The sequence below is a fragment of the Bartonella mastomydis genome (assembly GCF_900185775.1).
Lineage (GTDB): Bacteria > Pseudomonadota > Alphaproteobacteria > Rhizobiales > Rhizobiaceae > Bartonella > Bartonella elizabethae.
This window is the reverse complement of the sequence record NZ_LT883138.1, coordinates 405,908-419,778: the sequence shown is the minus strand read 5'-3', so window position 1 is coordinate 419,778 and position 13,871 is coordinate 405,908. Positions and strand designations below refer to the sequence as shown.

General features: G+C 38.1%; 11 protein-coding genes. 10 read left to right on the top strand and 1 reads right to left on the bottom strand.

Annotation, left to right across the window (positions count from 1 at the left end):
* The first annotated feature begins 21 nt into the window (after positions 1–21).
* Positions 22–1,101: a FecCD family ABC transporter permease gene (locus FJG96_RS04915; RefSeq protein WP_139413003.1), complete on the top strand. Its 1,080-nt coding sequence runs from the start codon at positions 22–24 to the stop codon at positions 1,099–1,101.
* Positions 1,098–1,931 carry a heme ABC transporter ATP-binding protein gene (locus tag FJG96_RS04910; protein WP_139413002.1) on the top strand — a complete coding sequence of 278 codons (834 nt, stop codon included), beginning with the start codon at positions 1,098–1,100 and terminating at the stop codon, positions 1,929–1,931. The genes FJG96_RS04915 and FJG96_RS04910 overlap by 4 nt, the downstream gene beginning before the upstream one ends.
* Before the next feature lie 366 nt (positions 1,932–2,297).
* Here the strand turns inward: FJG96_RS04910 and FJG96_RS04905 are convergent, their stop codons facing one another.
* Entirely contained in the window at positions 2,298–3,272 is a 975-nt protein-coding gene (locus FJG96_RS04905) for a tail fiber protein (protein ID WP_139413001.1), read from the bottom strand.
* 1,377 nt (positions 3,273–4,649) lie between these two features.
* Here FJG96_RS04905 and thiC point away from each other — a divergent pair.
* The 8 genes from thiC (at position 4,650) to pepN (ending at position 13,667) form a co-directional block, all read left to right on the top strand.
* Positions 4,650–6,470: a phosphomethylpyrimidine synthase ThiC gene (gene thiC, locus FJG96_RS04900; RefSeq protein WP_139413000.1), complete on the top strand. Its 1,821-nt coding sequence runs from the start codon at positions 4,650–4,652 to the stop codon at positions 6,468–6,470.
* A complete protein-coding gene (gene thiO, locus FJG96_RS04895) occupies positions 6,467–7,417 on the top strand; it encodes a glycine oxidase ThiO (protein ID WP_139412999.1) in 951 nt (316 codons plus the stop codon). Before thiC ends, thiO begins: the two co-directional genes overlap by 4 nt.
* Positions 7,418–7,420: 3 nt before the next feature.
* The gene (gene thiS, locus FJG96_RS04890; RefSeq protein WP_139412998.1) at positions 7,421–7,618 is read left to right on the top strand and encodes a sulfur carrier protein ThiS; all 198 of its coding nucleotides are present in this window, start codon (positions 7,421–7,423) and stop codon (positions 7,616–7,618) included.
* Between the two features lie 5 nt (positions 7,619–7,623).
* The gene (locus FJG96_RS04885) at positions 7,624–8,397 is read left to right on the top strand and encodes a thiazole synthase (RefSeq protein ID WP_139412997.1); all 774 of its coding nucleotides are present in this window, start codon (positions 7,624–7,626) and stop codon (positions 8,395–8,397) included.
* Positions 8,394–8,999 carry a thiamine phosphate synthase gene (locus tag FJG96_RS04880; RefSeq protein ID WP_139412996.1) on the top strand — a complete coding sequence of 202 codons (606 nt, stop codon included), beginning with the start codon at positions 8,394–8,396 and terminating at the stop codon, positions 8,997–8,999. Before FJG96_RS04885 ends, FJG96_RS04880 begins: the two co-directional genes overlap by 4 nt.
* Complete coding sequence (locus tag FJG96_RS04875) at positions 8,990–9,748, top strand: hydroxymethylpyrimidine/phosphomethylpyrimidine kinase (RefSeq protein WP_139412995.1); 759 nt, start codon at positions 8,990–8,992, stop codon at positions 9,746–9,748. The genes FJG96_RS04880 and FJG96_RS04875 overlap by 10 nt, the downstream gene beginning before the upstream one ends.
* Positions 9,749–10,130: 382 nt before the next feature.
* Positions 10,131–10,970 carry a uracil-DNA glycosylase gene (locus FJG96_RS04870; RefSeq protein WP_139412994.1) on the top strand — a complete coding sequence of 280 codons (840 nt, stop codon included), beginning with the start codon at positions 10,131–10,133 and terminating at the stop codon, positions 10,968–10,970.
* A gap of 69 nt (positions 10,971–11,039) precedes the next feature.
* Positions 11,040–13,667: an aminopeptidase N gene (pepN, locus tag FJG96_RS04865; protein WP_139412993.1), complete on the top strand. Its 2,628-nt coding sequence runs from the start codon at positions 11,040–11,042 to the stop codon at positions 13,665–13,667.
* The last annotated feature ends 204 nt before the right edge of the window (positions 13,668–13,871 follow it).

Here is a 13,871-nt window from a genome sequence, read left to right as displayed (position 1 = left end):
AAATTGGTAGAGAAGCCATCCATGGTTTACGCATCTGAAACAGAAAAACATAAAAGAATAAAGCGCGAAAATTTGAGAAAAATACTCTTTTTCGCTCTCATAATATTCCTCATCTTTAGTATTTTAAGCGGACTTTTAAATGGCGCTTCAAATACTTCATTCTTTGATTTTCTTTATAATATGTTTACACAAGAATTTTCTGTCAGTAGAAAAACACGCGATTATCTCATATTTATTGATATAAGGCTTCCTCGTGTTATCTTAGGGCTATTGATCGGAGCAGCTTTGGCTGTTTCTGGTGTTTTGATGCAAGGACTTTTCCGTAATCCTCTTGCAGATCCTGGAATTGTAGGTGTATCGGCAGGAGCCGGTCTTGGCGCTGTTTTGGCCATTGTTGTAGGCTTTGCCTTTCCTGTTTCATTTGCACCTTTTCTAGAGCCGTACAAGGTTATCATAGGCGCTTTTTTGGGTGGGCTTTTATCAACGATTGTTCTCTACATAATAGCAACGCATCATAGCTTTACCTCTATTGCAACCATGTTGCTTGCTGGTATTGCCCTTGGAGCCTTAAGCAGTGCAGTTGTTGGAACGTTGATTTTTATCGCAAATGACCAGCAATTACGCGATATTACTTTTTGGAGTCTTGGCTCTCTTGCGGGTGCGACATGGCTGAAAGTATGGCTTGTTCTCCCTTTCATCTTTGTTGGTCTTCTTTTCTCCCCCTTTTTATCACGAGCCCTGAATGCTCTTGCGCTTGGAGAAGCCGTTGCTGGTCATATTGGCTTTCCAGTTCAACGCGTTAAAAATATTGCCATTCCCCTTGTTGCTCTTATGTGTGGAAGTGCTGTTGCTGTCAGTGGTGGTATTGGTTTTATTGGGATTATTGTTCCTCATATTTTACGTCAGCTTATTGGTCCTGATCACCGCTATCTCATTCCTTACTCTGCTCTCTTGGGAGCAGCATTACTTATTTTTGCTGATACGTTTGCACGCTTAATTGTTGCTCCCGCAGAATTGCCAATTGGAATCGTAACAGCACTTTTTGGTGCTCCCTTCTTCCTGTGGATCCTTATATGCAAACGAGGAACAGACTTTTCATGATTGAGGCGACAAACATTTGCGTTCAGCGCGGAAAGAAACAGATTCTTAACCACGTTAATCTTCAAGCTAAAAGTGGCGCTTTTACCATTATTATCGGTCCCAACGGATCAGGGAAAAGTACTTTCGTCAAAGCATTAAGTGGAGAAATTCCTTACAGTGGGAAAATAACCTTAAATGGTTATGATGTACGCCAAACAAAGACTTATGAAATGGCAAAAATGCGAGCTGTTTTACCACAATCAACAACGCTCGTATTTCCATTTTTGGTCCATGAAGTTGTAGGGCTTGGCCTTTCTGTAAACCAAATTACTATTGCCAAAGCCGAATTACACAATCTTATCCAGGAAGCTTTAGAACGCGTTGATCTTTCTGATTACGGTAACCTGTATTATCACCAATTATCAGGTGGAGAACAAGCGCGTGTACAACTTGCGCGTGTTCTTTGCCAAATCTGGAAACCCATTTATAATGGAGTTCCTCGTTGGATGATATTAGATGAACCTATTGCTAGCCTCGATATTCAACATCAAATTATCGTTATGGACATTGCAAAACAATTTGCCCATTCTGGTGGTGGCGTTCTTGCTGTTCTTCACGATCTCAATCTCGCAGCACATTATGCAGATAACATGATCTTGCTCAAGGAGGGTGAGATTTATTGCGAAGGAAATGCCTCTGCCGTTTTGACAACACAAAATCTCCGCAATGTTTATCATTGTTCCTTAAACGTTTCTGAATTACCTAAAGAAGATATCCCATTTATACTCCCTCAAACGGCATCCTCCTGTGAAGCTAGATCTCAAAGCTATCGGCTTCAATCTAAAAATTAAAACACGAAAAGATCCAAGAGTCTGTTTTATTTTTAAATGAACTCTTTTCTCTAAATCCATAGAAGATTTATTTGTGGTTTTAGTGGCATTATTTTTTTCATAACGCACGTGTTTTAGCTGTTTTTATCAATAGATAAATACGGATTTATAATGATCATTTACCTTCCTCTATAGTCAATAAGAAGATCAAATATGATCATATTTTTCACTTTTCTTCTTCTATTTTAAAAATTGTTTTTTGACTCTCTCAAGTATCATATAAACCGTATAGAGGTTTCCTCTTTAAATATATAAAAACTAACGCGGAATTACTCCGCGTTAACAAAATTATCAAATGTATATAGATTCTGTATTTCCCAATCATACTCATGATTTTATAGCATAGACGACTGTTGTATTAACAGGGCGCGTTTCAGTCTCACCCGTATGGGCAAGAGTTACCTTGTGTGTATGTGCACCAGCAGAATCTGTTGTTCCTTGCAAGGTAGCATTATAGGTATAATAATTCGGTAATCTCCCAATATTACCCGTTGGCCATCCAACGCCTTTATACTGAAAATTGTGTGTATGCTCACCTGATTCTTCAATGTTACCAATATGCGTATGCGATTTTATGCTATCTTGTTGTTCATCAGCAAATTTTCTATTATCATCTAAACCCCGACCATCATCAAAGCCCCGTAAAAACATGCCTCTAAAATCAGGAACTTTAAAAGTTGTATCACTGTCTTTTCCCCATTTATCCCCTATTGCCTTGAATAACTGTGGATAATCTTTGCGCTTATAGGCCTTACCATCACATAAAAGCCAACCGGTTGGTATTTCTTGCATAGCAAATGTCGCAATAAATCCTGTAGGAAAACTTTCTATCTTTGGTGGTGTAGGATTTAATAAATACCAACCATCTCGACCTTCTGTTGAAATATTGCCATTATATACCATTTCATAAATACCGTGTGTTTGTAGCTCTCCCCCTTCTAACGGTATAACGCCTGTATTCGTCGCTTTATAAATAGGCTTTTCTTCCATGCTATTAACTTTTATTGTCGTCTTGCCAACATTCACGCCATGGGCCTTAAAACGTATGATGATATCATTGTTATATTTCTTTATCGGTGAAACTGTCTTTAAGGTAATTAATGTTGTTTTATCTTCCGCATTGATCATAAAGCCTGAATCGATAGATCCACCATTATCTGCAAGATATTCACGCACGCGCTGCATCATCGCCCTTGCACTATCATTGACAGAACTAGGCGGCTGACCTTCTGACCAATTAATAATATTATCTGAATGAGCATTTTCATCAGCCTTTAGCGACCAATCGTAAATATTCGACATTATAAATCCCCCATTATTTTCATCGTTTTTCTAATAATTTCTTGTTCTGTGCTTTAAAATGTGTCCACCGCATTGGTACATCATAACCACAGACCCATCCGTATTTTACGCATTCTTTCTCTCTTTACTCCTTTCAATTTAATAAGCTGATTTCATCAGACTTTTTTCATAACATCAGTCTTAATGCTTCCACCTCTCATGCGTAATGTAGCTCCTCATCTGATGTTATTTGGTATCTTGTTCTGTTTCTTTGCTATCGTTATACAGTTTCATTTTTTAATCTTGTATCTTGTTGCAAAGTGTTACAAATACCGTTCAAACTTTTTCTTACTATGGATTTCATATAACCATTATTAAATGCAATAACTTGTCATTTGCATAGAAAGTCGCTGATTTAAATTTTTAATGAAACGTTTTATTTGTTCAATATGTTAAATCTCTCTTTTGATTATGATTTGTATTTTAAAAATTTAAAAGCTAACTTCAAACTCTTTGCATAGCTCATTATGTTTTTATTGACATGAGGGTGCTTTATTCTATTTCATTCAATCTATTTCTGAATTTGTATTGCGAGATCAATACCAATGTTTTTTGAACAGAAATCTGTTCAACCTCAATGCATCATAGAGAATATATTCGATATGATAATTTCTTCTCTTCAGTAAACTGGAATACTAAGGAGAAATTACAGAATCTCCCTGAATCTGAAGGTTGCATCCGATCCAGATACTAAAAAAACACCCCACCCCTTAAGCCTTTACGAACAAATCTCACGTCTTTTTAAATCAACGCTCTACAACCAAACCCGCTCTCACTTAAACTGGCTCCCCCTATGTATATATTTTATTATAGGTATATTTTTTTTGCAAGAACAATAAATCCTTTTGAACATGATCTCGCAATTATTGGTGTTCTCCTTAATTGATTACGATATCAAAGTAAGTACTCTCGTAAACTATTTTGCTAACTCATCTGCCTCATCAATCCAAACAACAAATGCCTGATTGATTTATATTTTCTACCCCTCCCCCTCAGTTATCAAAGACGATTTCTTAATATATAAGTTTATCACTTCATAATGCCTCTTTTTATTCTTAAAAATACGCCAAAATCGTTTAAAATACATCTTTGTGATTGACAATGTCCGTATTTAAGCCAATCATACCGGTGCTAACAAAAGTGTTTATATGGGGGAGTGCAGATATTATTTAGATATTGCATTAATCTTTTCAAAATAAATTTTCTTAAGCTTTATTGAAGATCACTTACTATAAAATGTTAGAAGCATTTCTTCATTCAAGAGTACGTAATTGATCATTTGAATATATCCCCATACCACCTTAGTTTTTGAACTCTGTGTTTAGAAGGAAAAAATTTGTGCCAAAAAATATTCCATCAATCAGTTGCAGCCCCTTTCCAGCCTCACGCAAAATTTATCAACAGAGTCCTCTTTTTTCTGATGTGCGTGTCCCCTTGCGTGAAATTTCATTAACCGATGGGAGTGGTGAAAAACCTTTAAATGTTTACGATACTTCTGGTCCCTATACCGACAAAGATGCAATCATTGATCTTACAAAAGGGTTACCCGCAATTGGCTCATCTTGGCTCTCTAGGCGTGATGATACTGAACCTTATCCTGCACGCCCAATAAAACCTGAAGATAATGGATTAACGCGCTCTCCTATACCCGCCTTTGAGAAAAAACGGTCTATTTTGCGCGCAAAAAATGGCAAAGAAATTACACAAATGGCATATGCACGTGCAGGTATTATTACAGAAGAAATGGAATATGTCGCTATACGAGAAAATGAAGGGTTCTCAATAAAAGATCCACAACAAGCGCAATCAAGTCCATTGGGTAGAGGAATACCAGAAATTTACACTGCGGAATTCGTTCGGAATGAAATTGCCTGTGGGCGTGCTATTATTCCTCAAAATATCAATCATCCAGAATGCGAACCAATGATTATTGGGCGCAATTTTCGTGTTAAAATTAATGCCAATATTGGCAATTCAGCTGTAACATCTTCAATGGCAGAAGAAGTTGATAAAATGGTTTGGGCTATTCGTTGGGGCGCAGATACCGTGATGGATCTCTCGACGGGGCGAAATATTCACAATATCCGTGAGTGGATTATTCGAAATTCTCCTGTACCCATCGGGACCGTTCCTCTTTATCAAGCGCTCGAAAAAGTACAAGGTATTGCTGAAAATTTAACATGGGAGATTTTTCGCGATACTCTTATAGAACAAGCAGAACAAGGGGTTGATTATTTTACTATTCATGCTGGCTTAAGGTTGCCATTTATTCCGATGACCATTGATCGTGTAACAGGGATTGTGTCTCGGGGTGGATCTATTATGGCAAAATGGTGTCTTCATCATCATAAAGAAAGCTTTCTCTATGAACATTTTGATGAAATTTGTGATATTGCAAGCAGCTATGATATCTCTCTTTCCTTAGGAGATGGATTACGCCCTGGCTCTATTGCTGATGCTAATGATGAAGCCCAATTTGCTGAACTTAAGACTTTAGGAGAATTGACAAAAGTTGCTTGGGAAAAAAATGTACAGGTTATGATTGAAGGACCAGGACATGTCCCAATGCATAAAATTAAAGAAAATATGGAACAGCAACTCGATCTTTGTCATGAAGCCCCTTTTTATACTTTGGGGCCTCTTACAACTGATATCGCTCCTGGTTATGACCATATTACATCCGCCATTGGTGCAGCTATGATTGGATGGTTTGGAACCGCTATGTTGTGCTATGTAACGCCTAAAGAACATTTAGGACTTCCCGATAAAAATGATGTCAAAACGGGAGTCATCACTTATAAAATTGCCGCTCATGCTGCTGATCTTGCAAAAGGTTTGCCCAGCGCACAATTACGCGATAATGCTCTTTCGCGTGCACGCTTTGACTTTAGATGGCATGATCAATTCAACCTTTCTCTTGATCCAGAAACGGCTTGTGCCTTTCATGATGAAACAATGCCTAAAGATGCGCATAAATTGGTGCATTTTTGTTCTATGTGTGGACCAAAATTCTGTTCTATGCGTATTTCTCATGATATTCGTGATGCTGCATCACTCAAAATGGCAAAAGGTGAAGGTATGGTCGCTATGGCTGAAAAATATCAAGAAAGTGGTGACCTGTATGTCAAAGCCCCTCAAAAAAAGAGAGTCAACAGTTGAAGAATATTCTGATCAAAGGTGCGGGGATTGGTGGTTTAACCGTTGCTTTTATGTTACAACAAAAAGGCGCTCATGTTACTGTATCGGCCCCTCCTCTTTCTCCTATAGGAACAGCAAGTTGGTATGCAGGAGGAATGCTTGCGCCTTACTGTGAAAGAGAAAATACTGAACAGATCGTTGAAGATCTTGGTGTACAAGCCATACAATGGTGGCGTAAAGCATTTCCAGATCTTGTTATACGAAAAGGAACTTTAGTTGTCGCACCAGCACGAGATAAGGTAGAACTTGAACGATTTTCAGAGCGGACACATCATCATAGAATTATAAACGGTGAAGAAATAGCGCGTCTTGAACCTGATCTTGCAGAACGTTTTAACCATGCGCTTTTTTATGAAAATGAAGCCCATCTTGATCCTCGTAAAGCGCTCATTGCTTTAAAAGAAATCTTGATAAAAAACGGTGCATGTTTTGTTGGTGTCAAAACATCTGAAATAAATTTTGATATGATCATTGATGCAACAGGAATAGCACGTTTAGGAAAAGATAAAAATATACGGGGGGTGCGTGGTGAAATGCTGCTCGTACGCTGTAGGGATATTAAACTTTCCCGCCCCATTCGTCTTCTTCATCCACGCATCCCACTTTACATTGTTCCGCGACAAGATAATATTTTTATGATTGGCGCAACGATGATTGAAAGTGACTTTGACGGTGCCATCTCTGTGAGATCAATGATGGAATTGCTCAACGCAGCCTATACCTTGCATCCTGCTTTTGCTGAAGCAGAAATTGTTGAATCTGGCGTTGGAGTCCGCCCTGCTTATCCTGATAACTTCCCTTCTGTATACAAATATGGTAATCATATTTCTATAAATGGATTTTATAGACATGGTTTTCTTTTATCTCCAGAAATGGCAAAACGCGCGGTAAAATTGGCATTGGAATAAAACATGCAAATCTTTGTTAATGGTGAAAAAGTTCAAACAGAAACCACTTTTCTCAATCTCTTGCTTGAAGAATTGGGGTATGAAGGAAATTGGCTCGCTATTGCTGTTAATGCAGAAGTTGTTCCTGTAGAGGCACGCAACCAATTTATTTTACATGAAGGAGATAAAGTAGAAATTTTAAGCCCAATGCAAGGAGGCTAATATTTATGTTGAATCTTTATGGGCGTGAATTCTCATCTCGTCTTATGTTAGGTACAGCGCAATATCCCTCACCTGCTGTTCTTCGTGATGCTATTCATAAATCGAATACAGAAATTGTAACCGTTTCATTACGCCGCGAAAGCGCTGGTGGCAAACAAGGGGGACAATTTTGGCAATTCCTTCAAGAGCTTGATATAACAATACTTCCCAATACCGCAGGTTGTTATACTGTTAAAGAAGCTGTAACGACAGCCCATTTAGCACGAGATCTCTTTAAAACCTCTTGGATTAAACTCGAAATTATCGGGAATGCTGATACCTTACAGCCAAATGTTTTTGCTCTCATCGAAGCAGCGCAAGTTTTAAATAGTGAAGGTTTTCACGTTTTTGCCTATACAACCGATGATCTCATTGTTGCTGAAAGACTCTTAGATGTTGGTTGCCAAGTTATTATGCCTTGGTGCGCGCCTATTGGCTCTGCCAAAGGTCCTCATCATACCGATGGACTGCGCTCTATTCGTGCTTATCTTCCTGATGTTACTCTTGTGATTGATGCTGGCATTGGGCGTCCATCTCATGCTGCTGTTGCTATGGAAATGGGTTATGATGCGGTCCTTCTTAATACCGCAGTTGCTAAAGCAGGTGATCCTGTCTTGATGGCTGAAGCATTTTCTAAAGCTATCCAGGCAGGACGTATGGGATATCAAGCAGGCATTCTTGAAGCACGCAATGTCGCCGTTCCTTCAACACCCGTTATTGGAAAAGCAGTGTTTTCATGAAATTGGATCCATTTTATCTCATCGTTGATAATGCTGATTGGATTGAACGCTTGGTTCCTCTTGGTGTCAAACTCATACAACTACGTATGAAAGACGAAGATCTTCAAACAATCCGTCAACATATCAAACGCGCAAAAAATATCTGTGATAAATGGGGAGCACAACTCATAATTAATGATCATTGGCGCATTGCCATTGATGAAAAATGCAATTTTATTCATCTTGGGCAAGAAGATCTAAGCAATGCTGATCTTCCTGCAATTCGCAAAAATGGTATAAGATTTGGTCTTAGCACCCATGATGAACATGAATTGGATATCGCCCTTTCTGTTCATCCTGACTATATTGCTCTTGGTCCTATTTATCCGACAATCTTAAAAAAAATGAAATGGCAACCTCAAGGATTAGAAAAAATTAAACAATGGAGAAAACGGATTGGTGCTTTACCTTTCGTTGGCATTGGTGGTTTAAACCCAGAACGCGCAATAGATGTTTTGAAAGCAGGAGCCAATAGTGCTGCTGTTGTCACAGACATTATCCTCCATAAAAAACCTGAAGAGCGGGTAGAACAATGGTTCAAGGTGACCCAGCCATGGCGTTAACACCTGCTGTTCTCATTGTTGCAGGCACTGATCCAACAGGAGGTGCTGGTATTGTTCGTGATATAGAAACAGCTGCATATTTTCATATCAAAGCTAATTTAGCCATCACTTGTGTCAATGTACAAGATGATCATCACGTTGCTGAAATTGTGCCCATGAATGAAAAACTTGTTGCTGCGCAAATGCGCAGTGCCCTAGAGGCTCATTCAATCAGCGCAATAAAAATTGGTATGACAGGAAATCAAGCCATTATCGCGGCAATTTGTCATGTACTCGAAGATTATCCCCATATTCCCGTTATTCTTGATCCTGTTCTGGTTGCCTCATCGGGGGGAAAACTAACAACGGAAAAAATCACAGAAATTATGATCAATCAGCTTCTCCCATATGTTACTCTTTTAACACCAAATAGAGATGAGCTTGCTCTTCTTAGCCAAACCCCACTGGCATCTCATCATGAAGAGACAATACAACAAGCAAAAAAACTTTTATCATTGGGCGCTCGTTCTATTTTAGTAAAAGGAGGGCATGCAGAGGGACCTCTTGCAATCGATAGCTTCATTGACAAAATGGAAGTTATCAATATTTCTGCTCCACGTTTAAAAGGGACAATGCGTGGAACAGGGTGCATTCTCTCAAGTGCTATTGCAGCCCATTTAGCGCTCAATGAACCTCTCATTTCAGCCATAAAAAAAGCAAAAGCATATACCCACACAGTGCTTTTAACTCATTGTAAAAACATTTTTTAAATAATATAAGCTTATATAAAAGTAATATTTATGTATTTTATTTATATAAATAATATTTTATACTTAAATTTACTATAAAAGATAATTTCATTAATTATTAAATATAAAACATAATGATAAATATTTTATTATTTAATCACTTGCATAAAAGTGAAAATTCTTTTACCGTGAAAAAATTAGTTTGTTTAAAAAGCTATAGTGTATCTAAGCAAATTTTACATTTAACGATGTATATAATTGCAAACTTCCGCATTTTATGATGTGCCTTTTTTATGAAAAGAGAAAATGCTGTCAGCGTTTTTAAGTACGAACAAACACATTTATAAAACTTGAAGGATAATTTTGTTTGATCTATAATTGCTAGATCATTAGAAAAAACGAAATGTTAAATCAAACGCCGTACTCAATTTCCTATGAAGAACTTTTGAACTTTTATAAAGAAAGTGGTGCAGATGCTGTTTTGACAGATTTACCGATTGATCGTTTTAAGCAGTCTGCTTGTTCAGAGAAAAAATTAACACCTGTTGTAAACATTTCTCATAATCAACAAACATCCTCCAAAACATCTCCAACTGTAAAATTAGATCATCATCCGCTCCATAACTCGAGGTCTATACAAAACGAACCTTCTGCTGTAGAGAGTGCCAAGAATGCAACGACACTTGATGAATTAAAATCTGCTCTTCTTGCATTTAATGGCTGTTCATTAAAATTGACAGCAAAAAACACCTGTTTTTCAGATGGAACAGCAGGAAGCCCCCTGATGCTTATAGGTGAAGCCCCAGGACGAGATGAGGATCTACAAGGCATTCCTTTTGTGGGAAAAGCAGGAATGTTACTGAATAAAATCCTCGCATCAATTGGCTTAACAAGAAATAATGTGTACATTGCTAATACTATTCCTTGGCGTCCTCCAGGAAATCGTACACCAACACCAAGAGAAATTGCCTTGTGCCGCCCTTTTATTGAACGACACATTTATTTAGCACGTCCTCGTGTGCTCATAGCACTAGGAGGCGTTGCAGCACAATTCCTTACCGGATCTCAAAATGGGATCATCCGAACACGTGGGAAATGGCATGTTTATGAAAGTGAGGATAATATAAAGATACCTGTTATGCCAACTTTTCACCCTGCTTACCTTCTTAGAACCCCTAGTCAAAAGAAGCTTACATGGATAGACTTCTTAGAAGTAAAAAATCGTCTCGATAGCCTTTTGTAATTCTTTAATCTTCTTTGACACTAAAATTAAAAAACTTCTTTAACTCTTAAAACACGAATGGGAAAAACTATGGAACAGCCAACAACAGCTCTTTATCGTTTGGAAAACTATCAGCCAACCCCTTACGCTATCCCTAAAACACAACTTTTTTTCCAATTGGCACCAACAAAAACCTCTGTTACAGCCATATTGTCTATTGAACCCCGTCATGATACAAAAGAATTAACACCTCTTGTACTTTCAGGCGATGATCTTACTTTAATTTCTGTTGCGATTAATGGTGAAATATTAGCCCCAAACACTTATAAAGTTACGCCTTCACGTTTAGAAATTACCACGCCACCAGCCACTCCTTTTACATTGGAATTGGTTACAGAACTAAATCCTGAAAGCAACCGCCAACTTATGGGGCTTTATCTTTCAAATGGTGTTTATTGCACACAATGCGAATCGGAAGGTTTTCGTCGTATGACTTATTTTTACGACCGTCCAGATGTTCTTTCTACCTATAGAGTAAAAATTGAAGCCGATTCCCAAACAATCCCCATCTTGCTTTCAAATGGCAATCTGGTGGAAACAGGAACTTTAGAGAATAATCGCCATTTTGCCGTTTGGGAAGATCCTTATCCTAAACCATCTTATCTCTTTGCTTTGGTAGGTGGCGATCTTGATAAGTTAGAGGACCATTTTACAACTGCATCTGGACGACGTGTCGAACTTGGTATTTATGTAGAAAAAGGAAAAACCAAACGCGCTGCTTATGCAATGGATGCGCTCAAACGTTCCATGCGTTGGGATGAAAAATGTTTCGGGCGTGAATATGATCTTGATGTTTTCAATATTGTTGCTGTTTCAGATTTTAACATGGGAGCAATGGAAAACAAAGGTCTTAACATTTTTAATGATAAATATGTTCTCGTCGATCCTGAAACAGCAACCGATCAGGATTATAGAAATGTTGAACGCGTTATTGCTCATGAATATTTTCATAATTGGAGCGGTAATCGTGTTACCTGTCGCGATTGGTTTCAACTCTGTTTAAAAGAAGGCTTCACTGTTTATCGTGATCAGGAATTTTCATCAGATCAAAATGTACGCAGCCTGCAACGAATTGAAGATGTAAAAGCATTAAAAGCGACGCAATTTGTCGAAGATTCAGGACCTCTTGCTCATCCTGTCCGTCCTCGTCAATATAGCCAAATTAATAATTTTTATACCACAACGGTTTACGAAAAAGGTGCTGAAGTTGTCCGCATGATACGAACGATTTTAGGTCCCTCTCTGTTTCGTAAAGGCACTGATCTTTATTTTCAACGGCATGATGGACAAGCTTGTACAATTGAAGATTTTATCACCTGTTTTGCTGAAGTGTCTGGCCGAGATTTCTCCCAATTCATGCTGTGGTATGAACAAGCTGGAACCCCCAACGTAGAAATTGATAGTCATTACCGTGATGGTGTTTTAACAATTCATGCAAAGCAACATATTCCTGCAACCCCACAACAAAACACAAAAATGCCCATGCTTCTTCCTATTGCATTTGGCTTATTAGGCTCTAATGGAGAACGCCTTGCTTATGAAGCGGAAGCAGATATTCAATCAGACGTTATGCTGTTGTCCAAGGAAAGCCAAACCTTTACATTAAAGGGTCTCCGCGAAAAACCTGTTTTATCACTGCTGCGCGATTTTTCTGCGCCAATCATTCTACACACCCCATTTAATGAAAGCGAACTTATTTTTCTTGCACAACATGATGACAATCACATTAATCGCTGGCAGTCTCTTAATCAATTAATGATGCAAGCTTTGATTCAAAGCATTCAAGATAAAACACAGACAAAAGCAACACTCCCCTCTGCTTTGCTAAAGCTGATTGAAACGATCATAACAGATGAAAACTTAGAGCCTGAATTTCGTGCCTTCTGTTTAAATTTACCTAGTGAAGTTGAGCTTGCTCATATAATCGGTAAAAATATTGACCCAGATCGTATTCATTATGTCCGCAATCAGTTTTTAGCTTCACTCGCACAAACCCATCAAGAGCTCTTAACAAAATTCTATGAGAAAATGCAAAGCCAAGAGCCCTATTCACCAAACGCTGCACAAGCTGGAAAGCGAGCATTCAAGAATATCATACTGGATTATCTTTCCATCGCCGAAGCCAATCCAAATCGCGCTGCTCTACAATATGCAACAGCTGATAATATGACTGATCGTATGGCAAGTATCGCTGTTCTCGTGAAGCGTTTTAATGAAAGTGAGCAGTCACAAAATGCTTTAAATGATTTTGAAAACCGCTATCGGCATGACCCTTTGGTCATGGATAAATGGTTTTCTATTCAAGCAATGGTTGCTGGCGCATCAACACTCGAGAATGTTCAAAAGCTCATGCAACATCCGCTGTTCTCACAAGATAATCCTAATCGTGTACGGTCCTTGATTGGTGTCTTTGCCTCTCATAACCCCACAGGCTTCAACAGAGTGGATGGAGCATCTTATCATTTTCTTTGCCAAATCATTTTAGAAATTGACAAAAAAAATCCACAGCTCGCTTCACGATTATTAACAATGATGCGTTCTTGGCGGCAATTAGAACCCATTCGGCAACAAAAACTTGAAACTGAATTAAAAACAATCGCTGCTGCGCCAAAATTATCAAGTGATGTCGCTGATATCATCAACCGTCTACTTACTTAAAACAAAAAAATATTTTAAATCAATATGATATGAGTATTTTTAAATAAATTCTAAAAACACCTCGATCACTATTAAACCGATAAATAGGCAATCCAAACCTATTTATCGGTTATGTTTCAAATACCTTTTCCTTTTCATATTCCACATTCATAAAAGTAAAATACTTTTTTTTAAAAAAAAGACTGGACAGAAGACTCCTGTTTT